The following is a 24,087-nucleotide window of genomic DNA, read 5'->3' on the forward strand; positions in this document are numbered from 1 at the left end:
CACAGAGCCGGGGAAAGTGCAACTACCCGCGCCAGTCGAAGAACCCCGGCCCCGCCCGCTCCAGCAGATCCGCCGCCATCTCGCGCCCCAGCGCCGCGCCATCCGCCACCGGACATGTGCGGTCGTCGGAAATCGCCTCGGACCCGTCCGGGCGCAGCACCTGCCCGCGCAGTCGCAGCGTCCCGCCTGTGACCTCGGCCAGCCCGGCAATGGGCGTCTCGCAGGAACCGTCCAGCGCTGCCAGCAGCGCCCGTTCCGCCGTCAGCCGCTCGGCCGTCGCCGCGTCGTGGATCGCCGCCAGCATCCCGGCGACGCGCGCATCGTCCAGCCGCCGCTCGATCCCGATCGCCCCCTGCGCGATGGCCGGCAGCATGTCGTCCGGCGCAATTGGCGTCGCCGGCACATCCGTCCGCCCCAGCCGGTTCAGCCCCGCCATGGCGAGGAAGGTGCAGACCGCCACGCCATCGGCCAGCTTGCGCAGCCGCGTCTGCACGTTGCCGCGGAACTCCACCACCTGCAGATCGGGCCGCCGGTGCAGCAGCTGCGCCCGCCGCCGCAGGCTCGACGTGCCGACCACCGCGCCCTCGGGCAGCTCCGCCAGGCCCCGCGCAGCGGGCGACACAAAGGCATCCCGCACATCCTCGCGCGGCAGATAGCAGTCCAGCACCAGCCCCTCGGGCTGCAGCACCGGCATGTCCTTCATCGAATGCACCGCGATGTCGATCCGGCCCGCCAGCAGGTCGGCCTCGATCTCGCGCGTGAACAGCCCCTTGCCGCCCAGCTCCTTCAGCGCCCGGTCCTGCACCCGGTCGCCCGTGGTCAGGATCGTCACGATCTCGAAGGCGTCGCCCGGCAGGTCAAAGGCGGCGGCCAGCCGGTCGCGGGTTTCATGCGCCTGCGCCAGCGCCAGGGGCGAGCCACGGGTGCCGATCTTCAGCGGGGTGTCAGGGGAAGGAAGCTGTGTCATGCCGATGTCTTTAGTCGCGTCAGATTGCCCTGACAACGCCCCCGGCGCTTGACATTTCGCCCGCCGCCCGTGACCCATCGCCCCAGCCGGGACAGGCCCGGGGCGGGAAGGAACGAGCATGGCCAAGAAACTGATGCGGGCGCTGGCGGGCGAGGTTCAGCACACGCCGCCGATCTGGATGATGCGCCAGGCGGGCCGCTACCTGCCCGAATACCGCGCCACCCGCGCGCAGGCCGGCGATTTCCTCTCGCTCTGCTACAATCCCGACCTCGCCGCCGAGGTCACGCTGCAACCGATCCGCCGCTACGGCTTCGACGCGGCGATTCTCTTCGCCGACATCCTGCTGGTGCCCCAGGCGCTGGGGGCCGACCTCTGGTTCGTCACCGGCGAGGGCCCGCGCCTCTCGACCGTGACCGCCCAGGCCGATTTCGACGCCCTGAAACCGGCCGGGGCGATTCACGAAACCCTCGCCCCCGTCTACGAGACGCTGCGCATCCTCACCCGCGAACTGCCCCAGGAAACCGCGCTCATAGGGTTCGCCGGCGCGCCCTGGACCGTCGCCACCTACATGATCGCCGGGCGCGGCACGCCCGACCAGGCCCCGGCCCATGCGCTCAAGGCCGAGAATCGCGCCCTCTTCGAGGCCCTGCTCGACCGGATCACCGAGGCGACGATTCTCTACCTCTCCGCCCAGATCGAGGCCGGCGCCGAGGTGGTGAAGCTCTTCGACAGCTGGGCCGGCTCGCTGAAAGGCGCCGATTTCGACACCTACGCCGTTGCCCCCGCGAAACGCATCATCGCCGCGCTGAAGGCACGCCACCCGGGCGTGCCGATCATCGCCTTCCCGCGCGAAGCCGGCCCCGCCTACGAGGGTTTCGCCCGCGCCACCGGCGCCGACTGCGTCGCGCTCGACAACTCCGTCGACGCCGCCTGGGCCGCCGCCCATGTGCAAAAGGACGGCTGCGTGCAGGGCAACCTCGCCCCCGGCCATATGGTCACCGGCGGCCCCGAGCTCGACGCCGCCGCCCGCGCCATCGTCGAGGCCTTCCGGGGAGGCCCCCACATCTTCAACCTCGGCCACGGCATCACCCCCGACGCCGACCCCGACAACGTGCAACGCATGATCGACGCAGTTCGCAGCGCATGACGCACATTGCCCCTTGACGCCCCCCGCCACCTGCCTTACCTCCGCCCTCGCCTGTGGCGGAGTAGCTCAGTTGGTTAGAGCAGCGGAATCATAATCCGCGTGTCGGGGGTTCAAGTCCCTCCTCCGCTACCATAATTCCCGGATCGTCATGTCGAGAAGACCCGGCGCGCCCCGCCGGGGGCTTATGCCGCATTGCCTGCGGCCGACACCCATCCCTAATACGCAGGGACGCCCCAAGGATCCGGCTGACATGACCATCCCCGCCCCGACCCACAGCCTGCGCCCCGCGCTCACCGCGGAAATTTCCGCCCGCACCGGCCTGACCGAACAGGTCATCGAAACCCTGGTGCACCGCTTCTACGGCAAGATCGCCGCCGACCCCGTGCTCGGCCCGATCTTTGCCGAACGCATCACCGACTGGCCGCCGCATCTTGCGCGGATGACCGCCTTCTGGTCCTCGGTCGCGCTGATGACCGGCCGCTATCACGGCGCGCCGGTCCCCAAGCACATGAACCTGCCCGTCACCTGGGACCATTTCGACCGCTGGCTCGACATCTTCCGCGCCACCGCGCTTGAAACCTGCACGCCCGAAGGGGCGGCCCTCGTGATCGACCGGGCCGAACGCATCGCCCGCTCCCTGCACATGGCCACGCAGGACGCGCAGCGCGCGGGCGTTCCCGTCCTGCGCTGACAGCGGGTCATCTTCCCCCCAAAAGCTCCTAGCAACGCCGCCTCACGCGGGCGCGCGCCGGAGCGTGCTGCCCTCAAAAAAGGCGCCAGCAAATACCCAACCAATTCACTCAGGTTGATCCTTGACATATCCGACTCTTTCAGTAAATTTTGCCCCACATCCACGCCACCCATTTCCGAGGCAGCCGGGACCGTACGACATCAATGGAGATCATCCGTGACCGACCCGACTGACCCCGATTCCGGAAAGGCAGGGTATGTTCGCCCTTTGGACCGCGTGGAGCCCAGAACATGACCATGTCTTCCCCTATCCAGACCACCACCTCCCTGCCCGCCTATGACGCGCGGGCCCTCACCCAGGACGGCAACCAGGCCCAGATCGTGCTCGACGGTCAGGTCTACACCCTGCGCATCACCCGCGCCGGCAAGCTGATCCTGACCAAATGAGAATGCGCTTCGACTTTCCCGATCCCGAACCGGCCACGCCCCGCGGCGGCGCGCCGGTGGGGTATCTGCGAGAGATGAGCGCGCTGGAACAGGCGGCGATCCTCTGCCTGCGCGGCTGGTGCGACAGCACGGCCAAGGGCCAGATCGCCAACAGCTTCCGACTCTCCATGGAACCCGACGCCGCCGAGGACGCCATCGCCGATCTCGACGCACTGATGTCGACCGCCGTCGGCGCCGCCCGCCGCCCGCTGATGCGGCACGACCTCACCTGCCGCTGCGTCGGCGGCGACGAATGCGCCTTCGCCCAGCTGATGGCCGCCGCCGCCCAGCAGGACCGCGAAGAGGCGACGCTCTTCGCCTGCACCCTCATGCGCGGTCCCGCCGCCTTCGAGGTGGTGCGTCTGGCCGGGTCCTTCGGCCCCGCGCTGATGCGCATGGCCCACACTCCGGCGACGGGGCTGTCGTCTCCCTCGCCCTCCGCCTTCAAGCACTGAAAGGACTCCTATGACCCGCACGCTCCTGGCAGCCTTCGCCACCACGGCGTTGACCGCCCTCCCCGCCTTCGCGGTGGAAAAATCGGCCGTCCTCGACACCTATGCCGATATCGCCGAGGCCGCCTATGGCGACAGCCTGACCGCCGCGAAGACCCTTCGCGCGGCCGTGCAGGTGCTGGTCGAAACCCCCTCGCCCGAGGCGCTGGAGGCCGCGAAAGCTGCCTGGAAGGCCGCCCGCGTTCCCTACCAGCAGACCGAGGCCTTCCGCTTCGGCAACCCGATCGTCGACGACTGGGAAGGCCGCGTGAACGCCTGGCCACTGGACGAAGGCCTGATCGACTACGTCGACCTCTCCTATGGCGGCGCGACGGATGAAAACGAATACGCTGCGCTGAACGTGATCGCCAACCCGAAGTTCACCCTCTCGGGCACCGATGTGGATGCAACCGAGATCACCCCCGACCTGATCTCCGGCACCCTGCACGAGGCCGACGAGGTCGAGGCCAATGTCGCCAGCGGCTATCACGCCATCGAATTCCTGCTCTGGGGCCAGGATCTGAACGGCACCGGCCCCGGTGCCGGCGCCCGCCCCTGGACCGACTACGCCAAGGGCGAAACCTGCACCAACGCCAACTGCGACCGCCGCGGCGCCTATCTGATCGCGGCCTCCGACCTGCTGGTCACCGACCTGGAAGAGATGGCCGGCAACTGGGCCGACGACGGCGCCGCCCGCGCGGCCGTGCTGGCCGACCAGAACGCCGGCCTCAACGCCATGCTCACCGGCATGGGCTCGCTCTCCTACGGCGAACTGGCGGGCGAACGGATGAAGCTCGGCGTGCTGCTGAACGACCCCGAGGAAGAGCACGACTGCTTCTCGGACAACACCTACAACAGCCATTACTACGACGGCATGGGCATCCGGAACGTCTATCTGGGCCAGTATGTCCGCATCGATGGCACCCTGGTCAGCGGCCCCTCGCTCTCCGACCTGGTGGCCGAGGCCGATCCGGCGGTCGATGCCGGGCTCAAGACCTCGCTCAACGACACGATGATGAAACTCGGACGGATCAAGACCGCCGCCGAGGCGGGCTTTGCCTATGACCAGATGCTGGCGCGCGGAAATGCTGCGGGCGAGGCTCTGGTGCTCGGCGCGGTCGACGCACTGGTCGCCCAGACCCGCGACATCGAACGCGCGGTGACCACGCTGGGCCTCGACCAGATCGCCTTTGAAGGCTCCGACAGCCTGGATAACCCCAACGGCGTCTTCAAATAGGTCAGACCGCCGGGGCGGCCCCGCCCGCCCCGGCCCCCTTTTGCGAGGCACCGCGATGATCGTCTGTCACTGCAACACCATATCCGACCACGAGATTCGCGCCGCCGTGGACTGGATGCGCGCCGCCGACCCTGCTACGCTGATCACGCCCGGCAAGGTCTATCGCGCGCTGGGCAAACGACCGGACTGCGGCGGGTGCCTGCCGCTGTTCCTGGACACGATGCGGGGCTGCGACAGCCTTGGCGTACCCATGCAATTGCGCGGCCTGCGCCGCGCCGCCACACAGGGAAAGAACCATGAAGGGCGACACGAAAGTCATCGAATATCTCAATAGCGCCCTGCGCAGCGAGTTGACGGCGGTCAACCAGTACTGGCTGCACTACCGTCTGCAAGAAGACTGGGGCTATGGCCTGATCGCCGCGAAATCCCGGGCGGAAAGCATCGAAGAGATGCACCACGCCGACAAGCTGATCTCGCGGATCATCTTCCTGGAAGGCCACCCCAACCTGCAAAAGCTCGACGCCCTGCGCATCGGCCAGACCCTGCGCGAGACCCTGGAATGCGACCTGGCAGGCGAACACGATGCCCGCAATCTCTATATCGAGGCCCGCAAGCACTGCGACTCGGTCGGCGATTTCGTCTCGAAGAACCTCTTCGAAGAGCTGATCTCGGACGAGGAAGGTCATATCGACTTTCTCGAAACCCAGCTGGCCCTGTTCGACAGCCTGGGCGAGGCCCGCTATGGCCAGTTGAACGCCAAACCCGCAAACGAGGCCGAGTAACCACGTATCTGCACCTGATCCTGCGCGCCGCGCTGGCCGGACTGGTTCCGGCCAGCCTGGCCATGACCGCCGCCGGCGCCGAGCTGGCACAGCCGCACCTCGCGCCCCAGCCGCGCACCCCGGCCGAGGCCGCCCGCATCGCGCGCGTCACCGCGCCCGCCACCGATTTCACCCGCCCCGAACCCTTCGAGGACAATCCCGGCGGCGCCGCCACCGTGCCCCTGCGCACCAATGCCGACGCCTTCTCCCAGCCCTCCGCCAACATGAGCTTCGAGCGGGAACTCGATTTCCGCCTCGGCAACGGGCTGTTCAAGAAGCTCTGGGTCTCCTCCCCCTCCTCCACGCTGGCCTCTGACGGTCTCGGCCCGCTCTACAACGCCCGCTCCTGCCAGCGCTGCCACCTGAAGGACGGGCGCGGCCACCCGCCCGAAGGCCCCGACGACGGCGCGATCTCGCTCCTGCTGCGCGTCTCGGTCCCCGCCCCGGCCGACGCGCCGATGACCGAGATCGAAATCTACCTCGCCCGCCTCGGCGACACCCCCGACCGCACCCGCCCCGATCCGGTCTATGGCGCACAGATCCAGGATCTCGCCATCGCCGGCCACGCCGCCGAGGCGCGCGTCCGCGTGTCCTACAGCGAAACCACCGTCACGCTGAACGGCGGCGAAACCGTCACCCTGCAAAAACCGCTCTACAGCCTCGACCGCCTCGGCTACGGCCCCCTGGCCGCCGACGCCATGCTCTCCCCCCGCATCGCGCCGCAGATGATCGGCCTAGGTCTGATCGAGGCGATCCCCGCCGCCGACATCCTCGCCCTCGCCGATCCCGACGATCGCGACGGCGACGGCATCTCGGGCCGCGCCCAGATCGTCTGGTCCGACGACCAGAACCGCCCCATGCTCGGCCGCTTCGGCCACAAGGCCGGCATGGCGACGATCCGCGACCAGTCCGCCGCCGCCTTCTCCAGCGATATCGGCATCTCGACGCCCCTGCACCCCGCCCCCTCGGGCGACTGCACCCCCGCGCAGGGCGCCTGCCGCACCGCCCCCAACGGCGCCGGCGACGCGCGCGGCACCGAAATCGACGCCGCGGCCTTCGACCTCGTGACCTTCTACAGCCGCAACCTCGCCGTCCCGGCCCGCCGCGACAGCGCGGAACCGCAAGTGCTGCGCGGCAAACAGGCCTTCTACGCATCCGGCTGCGCCGCCTGCCACCAGCCGAAATTCGTCACCGACCGCCTGCCCGACCAGCCCGAGCAAAGCTTCCAGCTCATCTGGCCGTACTCCGACTTCCTGCTGCACGACATGGGCGAGGGCCTCGCCGACAACCGCCCCGAAGGCCGCGCCACGGGACGGGAATGGCGCACCGCGCCGCTCTGGGGGATCGGCCTGACATTCCAGGTAAACGGGCATACAAGGTTCCTGCATGACGGGCGCGCGCGCTCGCTTCTCGAGGCCATCCTCTGGCACGGCGGCGAATCCGCCCCCGCCCGCCAACGGGTGATCGACATGCCCCAGGACACGCGCGCCGCCCTGATCCGATTTCTGGAGTCCCTCTGATGCGCCTGACGCTTGCCGCCCTCTTCCTCTCCCTCGCCACCCCCGCGCTGGCCGATACCGAGACGGTCATCCGACTGCACATCCTGCCCGCCGAGGCCGGTTTCGCCGCCAAGACGCAGCTACTTGCCGATTCCGCGCAGGCCGATTGCACCCCCGCCGCCCTGCGCCCCGCCTATCAGGACGCCTTCGATGCCTGGATGGGCGTCAGCCACCTGCGTCTCGGCCCGGTCGAAGAGGCGGGGCGCTATCAGGCCATCGCCTTCTGGCCCGATGCCCGCGGCCTGACCGAAAAGACCCTCCGCCGCCTGATCGCCGCGTCTGACCCGGTGGTGAACACCCCCGGCGCCTACAGCGAAGTCTCGGTCGCCGCACGCGGCCTCTTCGCGCTCGACCTGATGCTCTACGACGACGATTTCGCCAGTTACGCCAAGGACAGCTATTCCTGCGCCCTGGTCCAGGCCATCGCCGCCGACCTCGCCGGCATGGCCGCCGCCATCAACGACGCGTGGAAGGACAGCTTCACCAACACGCTCCTGACCGCGGGAGAGCCCGGCAACACCACCTACCTCGCCCCGCGCGAGGTGACGCAGGCGCTCTTCACCCAGCTCACCACCGCGCTCGAATTCAACGCCGACCAGCGGCTCGGCCAGCCGATGGGCACCTTCGACCGCCCCCGCCCGAAACGCGCCGAGGCCCGCCGCTCCGACCGCCCCCTGCGCGACGTCCAACTCGCGCTCGTCGCGCTGCGCCAGATGGCCGCGCTGCTGACAGACCCGCGCCCGGCGGAAACGCTCAAGGCCTTCGACCACGCGCTCGACGTGGCCGCCAAACTCGACGATCCGGTCTTCGCCGGCGTCGAGACCCCGCAGGGCCGGCTCAAGGTCGAGGTGTTGCAACAGGCGATCCGCGCGGCCCGCACCGCCGCCATCGAGGAAATCGGCCCCCGCCTCGGCGTCTCGGCCGGGTTCAACTCAGCAGACGGAGACTGACATGACCTCGCGCCGCGGCTTTCTCGCCGGACTCTTCGCCGCCTCCTCCTGGCCCGCGCTCAGCTGGGCGGATGCCGGCAACCCCGCCTTCCTCGCCGCCGCGAAAGAGCCCGACGGCGCCTATGCGCTCTTCGGCCTCTCGGCCGAAGGCGCTGACCTCTTCCGCATCCCTCTGCCCGCGCGCGGCCACGCCGCCACCGCCCATCCCACCGCGCCCGAGGCCGTGGCCTTCGCCCGCCGCCCCGGCACCTTCGCGCTGGTCATCGACTGCGTCTCGGGCGCCCTTATCCAGCGGCTCGAGGCGCCGCAGGGCCGCCATTTCTACGGCCACGGCGCCTTTCTCCAGGACGGCGACCTGCTCTGCACCTCCGAGAACGAGATCGAGACCGGCGAGGGCCGCATCGGCCTCTGGTCCCGCTCCAAGGGCTACGCCCGCATCGGCGAGCTCGCCTCGGGCGGCATCGGCCCGCATGACATCAAGGCCCTGCCCAGCGACGCACTGGTGATCGCCAACGGCGGCATCCGCACCCATCCCGACCACGGCCGCGACAAGCTCAACATTCCCACCATGCGGCCCAACCTCACTTATCTCGACGCCGCGGGGCAGATCGCCGAACAGATCGAACTCGACCCCGCCCTGCACCAGAACTCGCTGCGCCACCTCGCGCTCGGCCCCGACGGGCTGGTCGCCTTTGCCCTGCAATGGGAAGGCGACACCACCGAGGTGCCGCCCCTGCTCGGCCTGCACCGGCGCGGCGAACCCGCGCGGCTGCTCTCGGCCGACCTCTCCGAACAGATCGCGATGAAGGGCTACGCCGGCAGCATCGCCGTCGACCATGCCAACGAATGCGTCGCCATCACCTCGCCCAAAGGCGGGCGCGTCCACCTCTTCGGCTTTGACGGCACCTTCCGCGACAGCATCCGCCGCGCCGATGTCTGCGGCATCGGGGCCGGCGCCGAAGGCTTTGTTGCCACCGACGGGCTGGGCGGCATCCTTGCACTTTCGGGCGGGGCGGTGCATCCCCTCGCCGCACGTCCCCGCGCCTGGGACAACCACCTTATCGCGATCTGACGACCCGGAGCGTTCCATGACCCTGACCCGCCGACAGTCCCTGGGCCTGCTGGGCGCCGCCGCCCTGACACCCGGCTTTGCCGCGCTGGCCAGCACGGAAACCCGAATCTCGCTCCGCATCCAGTCCGCCAGCGCCGAGCTGCTCAAGGGCGTCATGACCCAGGGCATGGTCTCAACCCGCCCCGACGGCCCGCCCCCGGTGATCCGGATGAAACAGGGCCGCCCCTTCACCGCAAAGGTCGAAAACGCCACGCCCGATTTCACGACGATGCACTGGCACGGGCTCCGCCTGCCCAACAAGATGGACGGCGTGCCCTACCTGACCCAGTTCCCCATCGGCCAGGGCGAAACCTTCGACTATGAATTTACCCCGCAGGACGCGGGCACCTACTGGTATCACCCCCACTGCATGACGATGGAACAGATGGCCCTCGGCCTGACCGGCATCATCGTGGTGGAAGAGGCCGAAGCCCCCGGCTTCGACGCCGATATCGCGCTCAACCTGCGCGACTTCCGGCTCGGCAGCGACGGCCAGTTTATCGACCTCTGGACCGCGCGCGGCGCCGCCCGCGCCGGCACCTTCGGCACCGTGATGACCGCCAACTGGGCGGTCGAGCCGGTGGAAGAGGCCCCCGCCGGCGGCCTCGTCCGCCTGCGCATCGCCGCCACCGACACCGCCCGCATCTACAAGCTGTTCCTGCCCGGCGCCACCGGCCAGATCATCGCGCTCGACGGCCACCCGCTGATCGCGCCCCTGCCGCTGCCGCAGTCCGAGGACACCGCCCTCCTCCTTGCCCCCGGCCAGCGCGCCGACCTCGCCATCGCCATGCCGGTGACCGAGGGCGAGACCATCGACCTCATGACCCACGCCCCCGGCGCGCCCCGCCGCCTCGCCCGCCTGCGCGCCACCGGCGGCACCCTCAAGCGCGAGCTGTCCGAGCTGAAGCCCCTGACCGCCAACGCCATCCCCGAACCCGACCTCGCCAAGGCCCGGATCGAAGAACTGGTCTTCGGCTGGTCGCCCGAAGGCGATCTGCCCAACGACGGCCTCTGCGGCACCCTCGGCTATACCTTCTGGTCGATCAACCGCACCCCCTGGCCGGGCGACGCCGCCGGCTCCGGCCCGCTGGTCACGCTCAAGCACGGCGAGTCGGTGATCCTGCGCCTGCGCAACGAAAGCCCGAACGACCACCCGATCCACCTGCACGGCCTCGCCTTCCGCGTGATCGCCTCGAACCGGCGCGAGGTCTCGCCGCACTGGACCGACACCGCCCTGCTGCTGGAAAAGGAAGTGCTCGACATCGCCTTCGTCGCCGACAATCCGGGCGACTGGGCCTTCCACTGCCACGTGATCGAGCATCAGAAGACCGGGCTGGCGGGCTATATCCGCATCGCCTGAGGCAACAAAAAGGGGCCCCGCAGGGCCCCTTCGCACGTCTCGGCCAAAGCTCACTTCGCGTTCGGAAAGAACAGCTCCTGGCCGTCCAGCTTGAACCCCGCGATGGCCGCCTGCCCCTCGGGTCCGATCAGCCAGTCGATGAACGTCTGCCCCGCCTCGGCCTTGACCGAAGGATGCTTCTGGGGATTGACCAGGATCACCCCATACTGGTTGAACAGCCGCTCGTCGCCCTCGACCGCGATCTCCATCCCGTCCTTGTTGCCGAAGGAAATCCAGGTGCCCCGGTCGGTCAGCGCATAGGCGCCCATGCCCTGCGCGGCGTTCAGCGTCGCGCCCATGCCGCTGCCGGTCTCGCGATACCACCCGCCCGAGGCCGCCTTGACATCGACCCCCGCCTCTTTCCAGAACTTCAGCTCGGCCTTGTGCGTGCCGCTGTCATCCCCGCGCGAGGCAAAGGGCGCCCCGGCCGCCGCAATCGCCTGAAACGCCGCAACCACATCGGTGCCGCCCTTCACCCCGGCCGGATCCGCCGTCGGCCCCACCACGACGAAATCGTTGTACATCACGTCGAAGCGCTGCACGCCCCAGCCATCGGCGACGAATTTCTCCTCCGCCGGCTTGGCATGGACCAGCAGCACGTCGCCGTCGCCGTTCTCGGCGTTCTTGATCGCCTGCCCCGTGCCCACCGCGACCACCCGCACCTCGATGCCGGTCTTCTCGGTGAATTGCGGCAGGATCGCGTCCAGCAGGCCCGAATTGGCGGTCGAGGTCGTGGATTGCACCACGATGAACTCATCCGCCGCCTGCGCGGCGCCGCTCAGGGCAAGGGCGAGGGTCGCGCCCGCAAGGGTGGCCCGGAAGGCTGTGCCGATCATGTCTTTCTCCTAAATTCCAGTCGTTTCAGATCACCAGCGCCCCGGCCAGATACCGCCGCGCCGCCGCCGATTCGGGGTCGGTGAAAAAGCGCTCCGCCGGCCCGTGTTCGGCCACCCCCCCGCCCTGCATCAGCACGATATCCGCGCCCATCCGGCGGGCCTGTCCGATGTCATGCGTCACCATCACGATCTGAGTCCCCTGCCGCGCCGCCGCCAGGATCAGCGCCTCGATCGCCAGCGTCGCCGCGGGGTCGAGCGCGCTGGTGGGCTCGTCCAGGAACAGGATCTCGGGCTCGGTCGCCAGCGCCCGCAGGATCGCCAGCCGCTGCGCCTCTCCGCCCGACAGGCTCGCCGCCGACTGCCGCGCCTTCGCGGCCAGCCCGCCCTCGGCGAGCAGTTCGGCCGCCCGATCGCGGCGCGCGCGCCAGCCCAGGCCGCGCCGGCGCAGCACATAGGTCAGGTTCGCCAGCACCGACCGGCGCAGCAGCACCGGCTTCTGGAACACCATCGCCTGCCGCGCGCGATGCCCCGCCGACAGCGGCGCGCCATCCAGCAGCACCCGCCCCGCATCCGGCACGATCAGCCCGTGCAGGCAGCGTAGCAGCAGGCTTTTCCCCGCCCCGTTCGGCCCCAGAATCAGTGTCGGCCCCGGCCCGTCCAGATCCAGCCGCGCGACATCCAGCAGCACCGCGCCATCTCGGCTGATCTGCAGGTCCCGCGCCTCGATCCGCGCATGGCAACGGGCGAAATCACGCATGGCGCATCTCCGCCACCCGCTCGCGCGGGGCCAGCAGGCTGACCGCCGCCGTGACCCCGACCGCGATGGCGATCAGGATGGTGCCCAGCGCCAGCGCCAGCGCCAGATTGCCCTTCGAGGTCTCGAGCGCGATGGTCGTCGTCATCACCCGCGTCACGTGGTTGATATTGCCGCCCACCATGATCACTGCCCCGACCTCGGCAATCGCCCGTCCGAATCCGGCCAGCAGCGCCGTCAGCAGCGCCAGCCGCGCGTCCCACAGCAGCGTCGGCACCGAGGCCAGCCGCGACACGCCCAGACTGCGCAGCTGTTCGGCATATTCGCCGTCCAGCGTCTCGATGGTCTGCCGCGTCAGCGCGGTGATGATCGGCGTCACCAGCACGACCTGCGCGATGATCATCGCCGTCGGCGTGTACAGCAGCTGCAGCACGCCCAGCGGACCGCTGCGCGACAGCGCCAGATAGACCAGCAGCCCCACGACCACCGGCGGCAGCCCCATCAGCGCATTGACCAGGATCACCACCGCCCGCCGGCCGGGAAAGCGTGCCACGCCCAAAGCCGCGCCCAGCGGCATCCCGATGGCGGCCGCGATCAGGACGGCCATCAAAGACACCCGCAGCGACAGCAGCACGATCTCCCAAAGCGCGGGATCGCCAGAAAGGATCAGCCATAAAGCCGCCCCGAGTTCTTGCGAAAAATCATGCAATTTCTACGAAATCTCCCTCTTTTCGTAGCCTGTGCTATTAATTGCACAAAATCAGAGCCGGGTCACGTCAATTTCCCGCGCCCGTCTGGGTCTCGCCCTTTGCAATTTCCGCGCCTCCTCTGCGTCCGATCTACCAGCTGAAGCCCCGGCTATGCCGCGGCCACCGTCTCCACAGTGGTTACTGTCTCCGCAACAGCCGCCGTCCCCGCATCCATTAGCCAAATCCCGTCGCTATCCGGGACAGGGTCGAGCCTGCCTCCACTGGTCCATCGCTGGACCGGCCTCGCCAATCTCTGTCCACCCTTGGAAAGAACCGCACCGTTCCCGGCATCCCCTCTCGGCGCCGCCTGGAACCGGCGCCGCCCGGGGCCAACGCCGCCCGCGCCTATCCTCCGCGCGCACCAGCTGTCCGAAGCCGGTCATCCCCAGGCAGCTCCGCCCCCGCCCTGACCAACCGCGGACAGCTTCGCGCCCGCCCTGTCCAACCGCGGAGAGCCCCGCCGCACCCTGTCCAACCACGGACAGCTTCGCCCCGAGCCTGTCCACCGAAGGACAGCTTCGCACGGCAAAGAAAAAGGCCGGCGCCCCGCGGCACCGGCCCTCCTTCAATCCGCAATGAAGCGCTTACTTCAGCGCCTTGTCGGTGATCTCATGCGTCCAGGCGCCCTCAGGCTCCTTCGAGATCACCGGGTCCGAGCCGCCGCCCAGCAGCGTGTCGACCGTGCGCTGATAATCGGCCTCGTCCAGCGCCCCGTTCGATCCGGCGGTCAGTTTGGCGATCTCGCCCATCATCCGCACCTGATGCGCCTCGGTCTGGGCGCCCGTGGCATCGTTGTCCAGCACGATGCCAGCCGCCTCCTCCGGGTGCTCCTCGGCATATTTCCAGCCCTTCATCGAGGCGCGCACGAACTTGACCATCTTCTCGGCAAAGGCCGGATCCTTGAGGTTGTCCTCCAGCACATAGATGCCGTCCTCCAGCGTGGCGACCCCCATGTCCTCATACTTGAAGGTCACCAGCTCCTCGGGCTTCACGCCCGCATCCAGCACCTGACCGTATTCGTTATAGGTCATGGTGCTGATGCAATCGGCCTGCCGCTGGATCAGCGGATCGACGTTGAACCCCTGCTTCAGCACCGTCACCCCGTCCGGGCCGCCATCGGTCGGGATGCCTTCCTTGCTCATCCAGCTCAGGAAGGGATATTCGTTGCCGAAGAACCAGACCCCGATGGTCTTGCCCTTGAAATCCTGCGGTCCGGTGATCCCGGTGTCCTTCCAGCAGGTCAGCATCAGCCCCGACGATTTGAACGGCTGGGCGATGTTCACCACCGGCAGGCCCTTTTCCCGCGCCGCCAGCGCCGAGGGCATCCAGTTGAGCATCGCATCGGCCCCGCCGCCCGCCAGCACCTGCGGCGGCGCGATGTCCGGGCCGCCGGGCAGAATGGTGACGTCCAGCCCCTCCTCGGCATAATAGCCCTTGTCCAGCGCCACATAGTAGCCCGCGAACTGGGCCTGCGTGACCCACTGCAGCTGCAGCTTGACGCTCTCGTTCGCCATCGCCTGGCCCGCCATCAGTGTCGAGGCCAGCGCCAGTCCCGTCATCATCCGTTTCATCGTCTTCCACTCCTTGTTGTCAGTTGTTTTTCCCGGAGTCGCCCGGTTTCTTCCCTATCGCCGCTGCGACGGATGCCAGAAGGTCACCGTCCGCTCCGCCAGCGCCACGATCCCATAGAACACCGACCCGGCAATCGCCGCCACGACAATTTCCGCCCAGACCATGTCCAGCGCAAGCTGCCCCACCGAGGTCGAGATGCGAAACCCCATCCCCACGGTGGGAGAGCCGAAAAACTCGGCGACGATGGCCCCGATCAGCGCCAGCGTGGTCGAGATCTTCAGCCCGTTGAAGACAAAGGGCATCGCCGCCGGCAGCCGCAGCTTGACCAGCGCCTGCCAATAGCTCGCGCCATAGGTCTGCATCAGGTCGCGCTGCATCGCCGTCGCCTCGCGCAGCCCCGCCACCGTGTTCACCAGCATCGGAAAGAACACCATGACCACGACCACCGCCGCCTTCGACTGCCAGTCGAAGCCGAACCACATCACCAGGATCGGCGCGGTGCCGACAATCGGCAGGGCGGCCACGAAGTTGCCCACCGGCAGCAGGCCGCGGCGCAGGAAATCCCACCGGTCGACCAGCACCGCCACCAGGAAGGCCGCGCCGCAGCCGATCACATAGCCCGACAGCGCGCCCTTGAGGATGGTCTGCGCGAAGTCCTGCCAGAGGATCGGCAGGGTGTCTGCGAACCGTGCGGCGATCACCGAAGGCGCCGGCAGGATCACCAGCGGCACGTTCAGCCCGCGCACCACCAGCTCCCAGACCGCGAGCAGGGTCACGCCAAAGATCAGCGGCACCGCCAGCTGCACCGCCCGGCTCCCGGCCATGGGCCCGCGCGCCAGCCAGGCGTTCAGCACCCAGCCCAGCCCCCAGATCAGCAGCGCCGCAATCACCCAGATCATCGCGCCCCCGCCTTCCTCTTGCCGGAAATATCCCGGGGGAGTCGCCGCAGGCGACGGGGGCAGCGCCCCCCGGAACCGCACGCCCTCATCGCGCCATCCCCATACGGCGCAGCAGCACCCGCTCGACCAGGCCCAGCAGCCCGACCAGGCAGGCCGCCAGAATCGCCGCGCCGAACAGCGCCGACCAGATCTGCACCGTCTGCCCGTAGTAACTCCCCGCCAGCAGCCGCGCGCCCAGGCCCGCCACCGCGCCGGTCGGCAGCTCGCCGACAATCGCCCCGACCAGCGAAGCCGAGATGCCGATCTTCAGCGACGCGAAGAGATAGGGCATCGAGGCCGGCAGCCGCAGCTTCCAGAACCCCTGCGCCGAACTCGCGTTGTAGGTGCGCAGCAGGTCAAGCTGCATCGCATCCGGGCTGCGCAGCCCCTTCACCATGCCGACCACCACCGGGAAAAAGCTCAGATAGGCCGAGATCACCGCCTTGGGCACCAGCCCCTGCACGCCAACGGAATACAGCACCACGATGATCATCGGCGCCAGTGCGATGATCGGGATGGTCTGGCTGACGATGGCCCAGGGCATCACGCTCATGTCCATCACCCGGGAATGCACGATGCCCACCGCCAGCAGGATGCCAAGCCCGGTGCCGAAGGCAAAGCCGACCAGCGTGGCCGACAGCGTGACCCAGGCGTGATAGACCAGGCTCCGCTTCGAGGTCACCTTCATCAGGACGGTTGTGTTCCAGAGTTCCGCCGCCACCTGATGCGGCGAGGGCAGCCGCGGCCGCTCCTGTTCCCAGGTCGCCGGGATCGCGAAGGTGTTCCGCGCGGCCAGCACGACCGGAGAGGTCGCCCGCCGCTCGGCCCCGTCCGCCGGGGTGACAACCGCCCCCGCCCGCTCCGCCTCGGTCAGGACGCCGGCGATGTTCATCGGGATGCAGGCCAGATACCAGAGCGCTACCAGCACGGCGACCACGACGGCGACGGGCAGCAGATTACGCATCGGGCCGCGCTCCGGTGCACGGGTTGTGCACGGGTTGTGCACGGGGTGTGCCCCCCTGTTTTTGCCCCTCAGTCATCGACATGCCCCGCCCGAAGCCCCTCGCGCACCCGGTGGGCGATGGCGATGAATTCCGCCGAATCGCGGATGTCGAGCGGCCGCTCCTTCGGCAGCGGGCTGTCGATCACATCGGTGATCCGCCCCGGCCGAGGCGACATGACGACGATCTTGGTCGACAGGTAAACCGCCTCGGGAATCGAATGGGTGACAAAGCCGATGGTCTTCCCCGTCCGCGCCCAAAGCGCCAGCAATTGCTCGTTCAGGTGATCGCGCACGATCTCGTCCAGTGCGCCAAATGGCTCGTCCATCAAAAGGATGTCGGCATCGAAGGCCAGCGCCCGGGCGATGCTGGCCCGCTGCTGCATCCCGCCCGACAGCTGCCAGGGGTATTTCTTGCCGAACCCTTCCAGATCAACCAGTTGCAACACGCTGTTGATACGCTTTTCCTGCTCGGCCCGGGGAAAGCCCATGATCTCCAGCGGCAGCCGGATATTGCCGGCGATGGTCCGCCAGGGATAAAGCCCCGCCGCCTGGAAGACATAGCCATAGGCCCGCGCCCGCCGCGCCTCTTCCGGCGAGACACCGTTGACCGTCAGAGTGCCCCCGGTCGGCTGTTCGAGGGCCGCGATGCAGCGCAGGAAGGTCGTCTTGCCACAGCCGGACGGCCCGATGAAGCTGACGAATTCGCCCTTGCCGATCGACAGGTCGACATCCTTCAGGGCGTGCACCGGCCCGTCGCTGGTCTGGAAGGTCAGGTTCAGCCCGCGGGCTTCGATCACGCTCACAGTCGGTGTTTTCCCTTCGGTTTCGGTGTGTTGCAGAGCGTTGTTCTCATACCGATCGCGTGATGCCCCCGTCGACCCGCAGGTTCTGCCCGGTGATATACCCCGCACCCTCGCTCGCCAGGAAAGCCACCGTCGCCGCGATCTCCTCCGCATGGCCATAGCGGCCCATCGGAATGCTTTTCCGCCGCTCTTCCTTCTCGGGCAGACTGTCGATGAAACCGGGCAGCACGTTGTTCATCCGAACGTTGTCCGCCGCATAGCGATCCGCGAAAAGCTTCGTGTAAGCGGCCAGCCCGGCACGGAAAACGCCGCTGGTCGGAAAGGCCGGGTCCGGCTCGAAGGTGGCATAGGTCGAGATGTTAACGATGGCTCCACCCTTTTGCGCGACCATGATGGGCGCGACAATGCGCGTCGCCCGAACCACGTTCATCAGGTAGAACTCCATGCCCAGGTGCCAGTCCTCGTCCGTCAGCTCCAGCAGCGCGCCCTTGGGTCCGTGCCCGGCGGAATTGACCAGCACATCGATCCGTCCCCAGCGGTCCATGACTTTCGAAACAACGGCTTGCAGGTCGTCGTTGCTCTGATTGCTGCCGGTATGGCCAACCCCGTGCAGCTGCAGGCCCAGCGCCTCGCCCTTGCCGGATGAGGACATGACCCCCACCTCGAACCCGTCCTTCCGCAACCGCCGCGCCGCAGCCGCGCCCATGCCGGACCCGCCGCCGATGATGAGGGCTACTTTGGTCATGCCATCACACCCCCGTCGCCGGAATGCCGCTGCGCTGCACCGGGCGCGGCGCGGTCAGTTCCTTCCAGGACGACAGCGCCTTGTTCACCGCCATGTTGGGCTCGCGCTTGACGAACTTGCCATGGCCCTCCTCGGTGCGGATTTCGCCGTCATGCACCGCCACCTTGCCCCGCGTCAGGGTGAACCGCGGCAGACCCTTCACCTTCTGCCCCTCGAAGACGTTGTAATCGATGGCAGACTGCTGCGACTTGGCGCTGATCGTCTTCTCCTTCGCCGGATCCCAGACGACAAGGTCCGCATCCGCCCCCACCAGCACCGCCCCCTTCTTTGGATAACAGTTCAGGATTTTTGCGATATTGGTTGAGGTTACGGCCACAAATTCATTCGGCGTCAGCCGCCCCGTCGCCACTCCATGGGTCCAGAGCATCGGCATCCGGTCCTCCAGCCCGCCGGTGCCATTCGGGATCTTGGTGAAGTCGCCGACGCCATAGCGCTTCTGCTCGGTGGTAAAGGCGCAATGGTCCGTCGCCACCACGCTCAGCGACCCCGACTGCAACCCGGCCCAGAGCGACTCCTGATGCTGCTTGTTGCGGAACGGCGGCGACATCACCCGCCGCGCGGCATGATCCCAGTCGGGGTTGAAATACTCGCTCTCGTCCAGCGTCAGATGCTGGATCAGCGGCTCGCCCCAGACCCGCTTGCCCTGCATCCGCGCCCGCCGGATCGCCTCGTGGCTCTCCTCGCAGGAGGTATGCACGACATACAGCGGCACGCCGGCCATGTCGGCGATCATGATCGCCCGGTTGGTCGCTTCGCCCTCCACCTGAGGCGGACGAGAATAGGCATGCGCCTCGGGCCCGGTATTGCCCTGCGCCAACAGCTTGGCCGAAAGCTCCGCCACCACGTCGCCATTCTCGGCATGCACCATGGCAATGCCACCAAGCTCCGCAAGCCGTTGAAACGACGCATACATTTCGTCGTCATTCACCATCAGCGCGCCCTTGTAGGCCATGAAGTGCTTGAAGGTGGTGATCCCGCGCTCCTCGATTACGGTCTTCATCTCGTTGAAGACCTGCTCGCCCCACCAGGTCACCGCCATGTGGAAGGAATAGTCGCAGTTGGCCCGCGTCGACTTGTTGTCCCACATCTGCAGCGCGTCCAGCAGCCCCTGCTGCGGATTGGGCAGGGCAAAGTCGATCACCATCGTTGTCCCTCCCGCCAGCGCCGCCCGCGTGCCGCTCTCGAAATCATCGCTGGAATAGGTGCCCATGAAGGGCATCTCCAGATGGGTATGCGGATCGATCCCGCCGGGCATGACATAGCAACCGGTCGCATCCAGCTCCGTGTCCCCCTTCAGACCGGGGCCGATCTGCGCGATCACCCCGCCCTCGATCAGCACATCGGCTTTGTAGGTCAGGTCGGCGGTGACGATGGTGCCGTTCTTGATGACTGTGGACATGTCCTTGTCTCCCATATCAGACCGAGTCGAAACACCCGATCGCATTGCCATGCACCCCAATATCCAGAGGCCCGAACGGTCCCTCGACACAGAGCGAGAAATACCCCGCGCTCGGCAGGTAGATCACCCGGTAAGGCCCCTTGCGCGCCGTCACGGTCCAGCAGGTCATCATGATCCCGCCCGCGAACTGCACCTCGACCTCTTCCGGCTCCACCAGCGCCGCGCGCAATTCCTCCGCTGCCACCGGATCGGCGGGGTCGCGCAGCTCCGCGGCGATCAGCGCATGGATGGTCGCGCTCAGGTCATCTCCCATGCGCCGCGCCCCCTGTTTCCTCTTGCCGGAAATATCCCGGGGGTATGGGGGCAGAGCCCCCATGTCAGGCCACGATCTCCGCCGTCTCGACCACCGCGTGGAAGAGCACATTCGCCCCCGCCGCCGCCCATTCCGGCGAAATCTCCTCGGCCTCGTTATGCGACAGCCCGTCGACGCAGGGGCACATCACCATGGCCGTGGGATACAACCTGTTGATCCAGCAGGCATCGTGCCCCGCACCCGAGATGATGTTCAGATGCGAATAGCCCAGCCGATCGGCCGCGTTGCGCACCGCGCTGACACAGCCCTCGTCGAAGGTGACCGGGTCGAAATGCCCCACCGCCTCGATCTCGATGCCAAGGCCGAGATCGGCGGCGATCTTCGGCGCCTCGGCCTCCAGCCGTGCGCGCATCCCGTCCAGCTTGGCGAGGTCGGGCGAGCGGAAATCTATGGTGAAGACGGCGCGCCCCGGGATCACGTTGCGCGAGTTCGGATAGACATTGGCCTGCCCCACCGCCCCCACGGCGCCCGGCTGGTTATCCATCGCGATGGTATGCACCAGCTCGATGATCCGGGCCATGCCAAGCCCCGCGTTCACCCGCATGTCCATGGGGGTCGAACCGGTGTGCGCGTCCTTGCCCGTCAGCGTCACCTGCAGCCACCAGAGACCCTGCCCATGGGTGACCACGCCAATATCCTTGCCCTCGGCCTCCAGGATCGGCCCCTGCTCGATATGCAGTTCGAAAAAGGCCTTCATCCGGCGTTCGCCCACCGGCTCCTCGCCACGCCAACCGATCCGCTTGAGCTCATCCCCAAAGGACTTGCCGTCGGCATCGGTGCGGGCATAGGCCCAGTCCTGCGTGTGGATGCCGGCAAAGACGCCCGAGGACAGCATGGCCGGGGCAAAACGCGTGCCCTCCTCGTTGGTCCAGTTGGTCACGACGATCGGATGTTTCGTGCGAATGCCCAGGTCGTTCAGCGACCGGATCACCTCCAGCCCGCCCAGCACGCCCAACACACCGTCATACTTGCCGCCCGTCGGCTGGGTATCGAGATGGCTGCCGACATAGACCGGCAGCGCCTCGGGGTCCGTCCCCTCACGGCGCGCGAACATGTTGCCCATGGTGTCGAGGCCCATGGTGCAGCCCGCCGCCTCGCACCACTTCTGGAACAGCGCCCGCCCCTCGCCGTCGGCGTCGGTCAGGGTCTGGCGATTGTTGCCGCCCGCCACGCCCGGGCCGATCTTCGCCATCTCCATCAGGCTGTCCCAAAGCCGTTCGCCGTTGATCTTCAGGTTCTGCCCCGGTTCGGCCATCTCGCGCCCCCTATTTCAGCTCGACTTCGACAAAGGCCATCGGCCCCGTGCCGCCATTGACCACGTTATGCTCCACCCCGGCCTGCCGCGCATAGCTTTCCCCGGCCGGGATCGTGACGCTGCGCGTCGCCCCGCCCGCTTCCGCAAGGGTCATGTGGCAGTCGGTCACCGCGACGATGACATAATCCAGCCCATGTCGGTGCCAGCCGGTTTCGGCGCCCGGATCGAAATCGAACCGGGTGACGCGCACCCGCGCGTCGTCGATCATCTGGCTGGCCAAGGCGGCGGGTCGCTGCATCGTTCCGGACTGGCAATTATCTTTTGACCATCTGGTCAAGATCACGCTAGCAGAGGACGGAGGGCAGTCAAGGATTTCACCGCACCTTCGACCGCCGCCGCAGGAGATGCCCGCAAAGTGGACAGCAAGCCCACCCCGACCCGGATCCAGGCCCGCAACCGCGCCGCGATACTCGAGGCAGCGCTGGACGTCTTCTCCGCCCAGGGCTTCCGCGGCGCCACCGTGGACGAGATCGCCGCCGCGGCCGGGCTGTCCAAGCCCAACTTGCTCTACTACTTCCCCTCCAAGGAGGCGATCCACGAGGCGCTGCTGGCTGGTCTGCTCGACACATGGCTCGACCCGCTGAAGGCGCTCAATGCCGGCGGCGTGCCACTCGAGGAACTGCTCGCCTACATGCGTCGCAAGCTGGAGATGAGCCGCGAGATGCCGCGCGAAAGCCGGCTCTTCGCCAACGAGATCGTCCAGGGCGCGCCCCGGATCGCGGCGGTGCTCTCAACCGATCTCAAGGCGCTGGTCGATGCCAAGTCGAAGGTGATCGCGCGCTGGGTGGCCGAGGGGCATATCGCCCCCGTGCATCCCTATCACCTGATCTTCTCGATCTGGTCGCTGACCCAGCATTACGCCGATTTCGACGTTCAGGTCCGCGCCGTCCTGGGCGCCGAGGATCCGTTCGAACACGCCCCCGACTTTCTCGAAACGCTCTATCGCCGGCTGCTGACCCCGCCCGGTTGAAACCGCCCGCCCTTTCTCTGGTTTTCAAATACCTTGGGGGAGTCGCCCGAAGGGCGGCGGGGGCAAAGCCCCCATGACCCGCGCATCACAGGGCGGCGAACTGCGCCTTCTGGCGCTGGGTCCAGTTGACAGTGATGTCGTAGCCGTCCTCGCCCTGGGTCTCGGCCTGCACCAGCTCCTGCTCGAACAGCCAGGCGCGGCGGCGGCCCTCGCCGAAGGGCAGATGCAGCACCTCTTCGCTGCGCGCGTCCTGCACCTGCTGCGCCACGGCCGCGCACAATGTATCCAGCCCCTCGCCCGTCAGCGCGGAGATGGCGAAGATGCCGGCCTTGCGGTCGGCGCGGGCGCGCATGGCGTCGCGCTCGTCCTCGGGCAGGGCATCGATCTTGTTCCAGACCTCCAGCCGCGGCGTCGACTGGTCGACCCCCAGCGAGGCGAGGATGGTTTCCACATCCCGGGCCTGCGCCGCCGAATCGACATGCGATATGTCACGAACATGCAGGATCAGGTCGGCCGACAGCACCTCTTCCAGCGTCGCGCGGAAGGCGGCGACCAGCTGCGTCGGCAGGTTCGAGATGAAGCCCACCGTATCCGACAGGATCACCTCGGTGCCCTCGGGCAGGCGCAGGCGGCGCATGGTGGGATCGAGCGTCGCGAAAAGCATGTCCTTGGCCAGCACCTCGGCGCCGGTCAGGCGATTGAACAGCGTCGACTTGCCCGCGTTGGTGTAACCCACCAGCGCGACGATGGGGTATGGAACCTTGGCCCGCGCCGCGCGGTGCAGCCCGCGCGTCTTGGCCACCTTGTCGAGCTGCTTTTTCAGCGCCAGAAGCTGGGTGTCGATGGCGCGGCGGTCCGCTTCCATCTGCGTCTCGCCGGGGCCACCGACAAAACCGAGCCCGCCGCGCTGACGTTCCAGGTGGGTCCAGGCCCGCACCAGGCGCGTGCGCTGGTAGGACAGCGCCGCCATCTCGACCTGCAGCACGCCTTCCCGCGTGCGCGCGCGGTCCGAGAAGATCTCGAGAATGAGACCCGTCCGGTCGAGGATCTTGACGCCCCATTCCTTTTCCAGATTGCGCTGCTGCACGGGCGAAACCGGCCCGTCGATCAGCACCAGCTCGACCTCCTGGGCGGCGAAGGTCGCCTTCAGCTCGGCAATCTTGCCCGAGCCGAACAGAAGTCCGGCGTGGGCCTTGGGCAGAGGGACGACGGCAGAACCGACGACCTCGAGATTCGGCAAGGCTGCCGCAAGCGAGACAGCCTCCTCCAGCGCGGGCTTCGGCGCGCGGCGGTGGTCGTCGGACTTGAGGTCAGGATGCAGCACCCATGCCCGGGTGGGCAACCGGTCGTGATCCATCAGGAGGCGTCTTCACCCTCGTACAGGTTGATTGGCTGGGCCGGCATGATGGTCGAGATCGCATGCTTGTAGACCAGCTGCGATTGACCGTCGCGGCGCAGAAGGACACAGAAGTTATCAAACCAGGTGATGACGCCCTGCAGCTTGACGCCGTTGATCAGGAAGATCGTCACCGGAACCTTCGTCTTGCGCACATGATTCAGGAAGGCATCCTGAAGGTTTTGTCTGTCTGAAGCCATTTTTGCGTAATCTCGCTATGTTCTTGCCGAGCGCTTTGCGGCAGCGCGCCTCTTGCAACAAGTATGAAGCGTGGCGTTGGGAGATTCCACCCAAAAAAATCAGACTGTTACTCAGC

The 24,087-nt window shown here is 67.6% G+C and carries 27 protein-coding genes and 1 tRNA gene; 13 read left to right on the forward strand and 15 right to left on the reverse strand.

Translation table 11 applies throughout. The features are described from left to right. Nucleotides 1-22 precede the first annotated feature (22 nt). Nucleotides 23-967, reverse strand: a complete 945-nt coding sequence (hemC, locus tag ACFO5X_RS09660; RefSeq protein ID WP_380717173.1) for a hydroxymethylbilane synthase — start codon at nt 965-967, stop codon at nt 23-25. 118 nt (nt 968-1,085) lie between these two features. On the opposite strand from hemC, the gene hemE reads away from it, so the two are divergent. The 12 genes from hemE (at nt 1,086) to ACFO5X_RS09720 (ending at nt 10,819) form a co-directional block, all read left to right on the forward strand. Then, nucleotides 1,086-2,114, forward strand: a complete 1,029-nt coding sequence (gene hemE / locus ACFO5X_RS09665) for a uroporphyrinogen decarboxylase (RefSeq protein ID WP_380717174.1) — start codon at nt 1,086-1,088, stop codon at nt 2,112-2,114. A gap of 55 nt (nt 2,115-2,169) precedes the next feature. Beyond that, nucleotides 2,170-2,246, forward strand: a tRNA-Met gene (locus ACFO5X_RS09670). A 118-nt stretch (nt 2,247-2,364) separates the two neighbouring features. Continuing rightward, complete coding sequence (locus ACFO5X_RS09675; RefSeq protein WP_380717175.1) at nt 2,365-2,805, forward strand: group III truncated hemoglobin; 441 nt, start codon at nt 2,365-2,367, stop codon at nt 2,803-2,805. A 296-nt stretch (nt 2,806-3,101) separates the two neighbouring features. Continuing rightward, the gene (hemP, locus tag ACFO5X_RS09680; protein WP_380717302.1) at nt 3,102-3,251 is read left to right on the forward strand and encodes a hemin uptake protein HemP; all 150 of its coding nucleotides are present in this window, start codon (nt 3,102-3,104) and stop codon (nt 3,249-3,251) included. A 2-nt stretch (nt 3,252-3,253) separates the two neighbouring features. After that, nucleotides 3,254-3,745 (forward strand): hypothetical protein, encoded by a 492-nt coding sequence (locus tag ACFO5X_RS09685; RefSeq protein ID WP_380717176.1) that lies wholly within the window; start codon nt 3,254-3,256, stop codon nt 3,743-3,745. Nucleotides 3,746-3,755: 10 nt separating this feature from the next. Then, the gene (locus ACFO5X_RS09690; RefSeq protein WP_380717177.1) at nt 3,756-5,018 is read left to right on the forward strand and encodes an imelysin family protein; all 1,263 of its coding nucleotides are present in this window, start codon (nt 3,756-3,758) and stop codon (nt 5,016-5,018) included. 55 nt (nt 5,019-5,073) lie between these two features. Next, nucleotides 5,074-5,352, forward strand: coding sequence for a (2Fe-2S)-binding protein (locus tag ACFO5X_RS09695; protein ID WP_380717179.1), 279 nt, complete (start codon nt 5,074-5,076; stop codon nt 5,350-5,352). After that, entirely contained in the window at nt 5,315-5,800 is a 486-nt protein-coding gene (gene bfr, locus ACFO5X_RS09700; protein WP_380717180.1) for a bacterioferritin, read from the forward strand. The genes ACFO5X_RS09695 and bfr overlap by 38 nt, the downstream gene beginning before the upstream one ends. 62 nt (nt 5,801-5,862) lie before the next feature. Beyond that, nucleotides 5,863-7,359 carry a di-heme oxidoreductase family protein gene (locus tag ACFO5X_RS09705; protein WP_380717182.1) on the forward strand — a complete coding sequence of 499 codons (1,497 nt, stop codon included), beginning with the start codon at nt 5,863-5,865 and terminating at the stop codon, nt 7,357-7,359. Then, nucleotides 7,359-8,348, forward strand: coding sequence for an imelysin family protein (locus ACFO5X_RS09710; protein ID WP_380717184.1), 990 nt, complete (start codon nt 7,359-7,361; stop codon nt 8,346-8,348). Before ACFO5X_RS09705 ends, ACFO5X_RS09710 begins: the two co-directional genes overlap by 1 nt. Nucleotide 8,349: 1 nt before the next feature. Then, complete coding sequence (locus ACFO5X_RS09715; RefSeq protein WP_380717185.1) at nt 8,350-9,420, forward strand: DUF1513 domain-containing protein; 1,071 nt, start codon at nt 8,350-8,352, stop codon at nt 9,418-9,420. 16 nt (nt 9,421-9,436) lie between these two features. Continuing rightward, nucleotides 9,437-10,819, forward strand: coding sequence for a multicopper oxidase family protein (locus ACFO5X_RS09720; protein ID WP_380717187.1), 1,383 nt, complete (start codon nt 9,437-9,439; stop codon nt 10,817-10,819). Between the two features lie 50 nt (nt 10,820-10,869). Here ACFO5X_RS09720 and ACFO5X_RS09725 read toward each other — a convergent pair whose 3' ends face one another. The 12 genes from ACFO5X_RS09725 to ACFO5X_RS09780 form a co-directional block, all read right to left on the reverse strand. Next, complete coding sequence (locus ACFO5X_RS09725) at nt 10,870-11,694, reverse strand: ABC transporter substrate-binding protein (protein ID WP_380717189.1); 825 nt, start codon at nt 11,692-11,694, stop codon at nt 10,870-10,872. Between the two features lie 25 nt (nt 11,695-11,719). Then, nucleotides 11,720-12,451, reverse strand: coding sequence for an ATP-binding cassette domain-containing protein (locus tag ACFO5X_RS09730; protein ID WP_380717190.1), 732 nt, complete (start codon nt 12,449-12,451; stop codon nt 11,720-11,722). After that, on the reverse strand, nt 12,444-13,157 hold the full coding sequence (locus tag ACFO5X_RS09735) for an ABC transporter permease (RefSeq protein WP_380717191.1): 714 nt from the start codon (nt 13,155-13,157) through the stop codon (nt 12,444-12,446). The genes ACFO5X_RS09730 and ACFO5X_RS09735 overlap by 8 nt, the downstream gene beginning before the upstream one ends. A gap of 624 nt (nt 13,158-13,781) precedes the next feature. Next, on the reverse strand, nt 13,782-14,768 hold the full coding sequence (locus tag ACFO5X_RS09740; protein ID WP_380717193.1) for an ABC transporter substrate-binding protein: 987 nt from the start codon (nt 14,766-14,768) through the stop codon (nt 13,782-13,784). Between the two features lie 54 nt (nt 14,769-14,822). After that, nucleotides 14,823-15,668, reverse strand: coding sequence for an ABC transporter permease (locus tag ACFO5X_RS09745; RefSeq protein WP_380717195.1), 846 nt, complete (start codon nt 15,666-15,668; stop codon nt 14,823-14,825). 85 nt (nt 15,669-15,753) lie between these two features. Beyond that, the gene (locus tag ACFO5X_RS09750; RefSeq protein WP_380717196.1) at nt 15,754-16,671 is read right to left on the reverse strand and encodes an ABC transporter permease; all 918 of its coding nucleotides are present in this window, start codon (nt 16,669-16,671) and stop codon (nt 15,754-15,756) included. 68 nt (nt 16,672-16,739) lie between these two features. Then, nucleotides 16,740-17,507, reverse strand: a complete 768-nt coding sequence (locus ACFO5X_RS09755) for an ABC transporter ATP-binding protein (RefSeq protein WP_380717303.1) — start codon at nt 17,505-17,507, stop codon at nt 16,740-16,742. A 52-nt stretch (nt 17,508-17,559) separates the two neighbouring features. Continuing rightward, on the reverse strand, nt 17,560-18,258 hold the full coding sequence (locus tag ACFO5X_RS09760; RefSeq protein WP_380717197.1) for an SDR family oxidoreductase: 699 nt from the start codon (nt 18,256-18,258) through the stop codon (nt 17,560-17,562). A gap of 4 nt (nt 18,259-18,262) precedes the next feature. Continuing rightward, complete coding sequence (gene hydA / locus ACFO5X_RS09765) at nt 18,263-19,717, reverse strand: dihydropyrimidinase (RefSeq protein ID WP_380717199.1); 1,455 nt, start codon at nt 19,715-19,717, stop codon at nt 18,263-18,265. A gap of 16 nt (nt 19,718-19,733) precedes the next feature. After that, the gene (locus tag ACFO5X_RS09770; RefSeq protein ID WP_380717200.1) at nt 19,734-20,030 is read right to left on the reverse strand and encodes a hypothetical protein; all 297 of its coding nucleotides are present in this window, start codon (nt 20,028-20,030) and stop codon (nt 19,734-19,736) included. Nucleotides 20,031-20,094: 64 nt separating this feature from the next. Further along, nucleotides 20,095-21,345 (reverse strand): Zn-dependent hydrolase, encoded by a 1,251-nt coding sequence (locus tag ACFO5X_RS09775; RefSeq protein WP_380717201.1) that lies wholly within the window; start codon nt 21,343-21,345, stop codon nt 20,095-20,097. Nucleotides 21,346-21,355: 10 nt separating this feature from the next. Further along, the gene (locus ACFO5X_RS09780; protein WP_380717202.1) at nt 21,356-21,643 is read right to left on the reverse strand and encodes a cupin domain-containing protein; all 288 of its coding nucleotides are present in this window, start codon (nt 21,641-21,643) and stop codon (nt 21,356-21,358) included. A 117-nt stretch (nt 21,644-21,760) separates the two neighbouring features. Between ACFO5X_RS09780 and ACFO5X_RS09785 the strand changes: the two genes are divergently transcribed. Then, complete coding sequence (locus ACFO5X_RS09785) at nt 21,761-22,375, forward strand: TetR family transcriptional regulator C-terminal domain-containing protein (protein ID WP_380717203.1); 615 nt, start codon at nt 21,761-21,763, stop codon at nt 22,373-22,375. Between the two features lie 85 nt (nt 22,376-22,460). On the opposite strand, the gene hflX is transcribed toward ACFO5X_RS09785, so the two are convergent. Both hflX and hfq read right to left on the reverse strand, forming a co-directional pair. Next, nucleotides 22,461-23,732: a GTPase HflX gene (hflX, locus tag ACFO5X_RS09790; RefSeq protein WP_380717204.1), complete on the reverse strand. Its 1,272-nt coding sequence runs from the start codon at nt 23,730-23,732 to the stop codon at nt 22,461-22,463. Continuing rightward, nucleotides 23,732-23,971: an RNA chaperone Hfq gene (hfq, locus tag ACFO5X_RS09795; protein ID WP_088648030.1), complete on the reverse strand. Its 240-nt coding sequence runs from the start codon at nt 23,969-23,971 to the stop codon at nt 23,732-23,734. The genes hflX and hfq overlap by 1 nt, the downstream gene beginning before the upstream one ends. Nucleotides 23,972-24,087 lie beyond the last annotated feature (116 nt).

The sequence above is a fragment of the Seohaeicola nanhaiensis genome (assembly GCF_042654245.1).
Lineage (GTDB): Bacteria > Pseudomonadota > Alphaproteobacteria > Rhodobacterales > Rhodobacteraceae > Seohaeicola_A > Seohaeicola_A nanhaiensis.

Bases quoted from the DNA above. Each gene is read 5' to 3' on its own strand.
- hemC (WP_380717173.1), bottom strand. From the start codon at position 967: ATGACACAGCTTCCTTCCCCTGACACCCCGCTGAAGATCGGCACCCGT.
- hemE (WP_380717174.1), top strand. From the start codon at position 1,086: ATGGCCAAGAAACTGATGCGGGCGCTGGCGGGCGAGGTTCAGCACACG.
- ACFO5X_RS09675 (WP_380717175.1), top strand. From the start codon at position 2,365: ATGACCATCCCCGCCCCGACCCACAGCCTGCGCCCCGCGCTCACCGCG.
- hemP (WP_380717302.1), top strand. From the start codon at position 3,102: ATGTCTTCCCCTATCCAGACCACCACCTCCCTGCCCGCCTATGACGCG.
- ACFO5X_RS09685 (WP_380717176.1), top strand. From the start codon at position 3,254: ATGCGCTTCGACTTTCCCGATCCCGAACCGGCCACGCCCCGCGGCGGC.
- ACFO5X_RS09690 (WP_380717177.1), top strand. From the start codon at position 3,756: ATGACCCGCACGCTCCTGGCAGCCTTCGCCACCACGGCGTTGACCGCC.
- ACFO5X_RS09695 (WP_380717179.1), top strand. From the start codon at position 5,074: ATGATCGTCTGTCACTGCAACACCATATCCGACCACGAGATTCGCGCC.
- bfr (WP_380717180.1), top strand. From the start codon at position 5,315: ATGAAGGGCGACACGAAAGTCATCGAATATCTCAATAGCGCCCTGCGC.
- ACFO5X_RS09705 (WP_380717182.1), top strand. From the start codon at position 5,863: ATGACCGCCGCCGGCGCCGAGCTGGCACAGCCGCACCTCGCGCCCCAG.
- ACFO5X_RS09710 (WP_380717184.1), top strand. From the start codon at position 7,359: ATGCGCCTGACGCTTGCCGCCCTCTTCCTCTCCCTCGCCACCCCCGCG.
- ACFO5X_RS09715 (WP_380717185.1), top strand. From the start codon at position 8,350: ATGACCTCGCGCCGCGGCTTTCTCGCCGGACTCTTCGCCGCCTCCTCC.
- ACFO5X_RS09720 (WP_380717187.1), top strand. From the start codon at position 9,437: ATGACCCTGACCCGCCGACAGTCCCTGGGCCTGCTGGGCGCCGCCGCC.
- ACFO5X_RS09725 (WP_380717189.1), bottom strand. From the start codon at position 11,694: ATGATCGGCACAGCCTTCCGGGCCACCCTTGCGGGCGCGACCCTCGCC.
- ACFO5X_RS09730 (WP_380717190.1), bottom strand. From the start codon at position 12,451: ATGCGTGATTTCGCCCGTTGCCATGCGCGGATCGAGGCGCGGGACCTG.
- ACFO5X_RS09740 (WP_380717193.1), bottom strand. From the start codon at position 14,768: ATGAAACGGATGATGACGGGACTGGCGCTGGCCTCGACACTGATGGCG.
- ACFO5X_RS09745 (WP_380717195.1), bottom strand. From the start codon at position 15,668: ATGATCTGGGTGATTGCGGCGCTGCTGATCTGGGGGCTGGGCTGGGTG.
- ACFO5X_RS09750 (WP_380717196.1), bottom strand. From the start codon at position 16,671: ATGCGTAATCTGCTGCCCGTCGCCGTCGTGGTCGCCGTGCTGGTAGCG.
- ACFO5X_RS09760 (WP_380717197.1), bottom strand. From the start codon at position 18,258: ATGACCAAAGTAGCCCTCATCATCGGCGGCGGGTCCGGCATGGGCGCG.
- hydA (WP_380717199.1), bottom strand. From the start codon at position 19,717: ATGTCCACAGTCATCAAGAACGGCACCATCGTCACCGCCGACCTGACC.
- ACFO5X_RS09770 (WP_380717200.1), bottom strand. From the start codon at position 20,030: ATGGGAGATGACCTGAGCGCGACCATCCATGCGCTGATCGCCGCGGAG.
- ACFO5X_RS09775 (WP_380717201.1), bottom strand. From the start codon at position 21,345: ATGGCCGAACCGGGGCAGAACCTGAAGATCAACGGCGAACGGCTTTGG.
- ACFO5X_RS09780 (WP_380717202.1), bottom strand. From the start codon at position 21,643: ATGCAGCGACCCGCCGCCTTGGCCAGCCAGATGATCGACGACGCGCGG.
- hflX (WP_380717204.1), bottom strand. From the start codon at position 23,732: ATGGATCACGACCGGTTGCCCACCCGGGCATGGGTGCTGCATCCTGAC.
- hfq (WP_088648030.1), bottom strand. From the start codon at position 23,971: ATGGCTTCAGACAGACAAAACCTTCAGGATGCCTTCCTGAATCATGTG.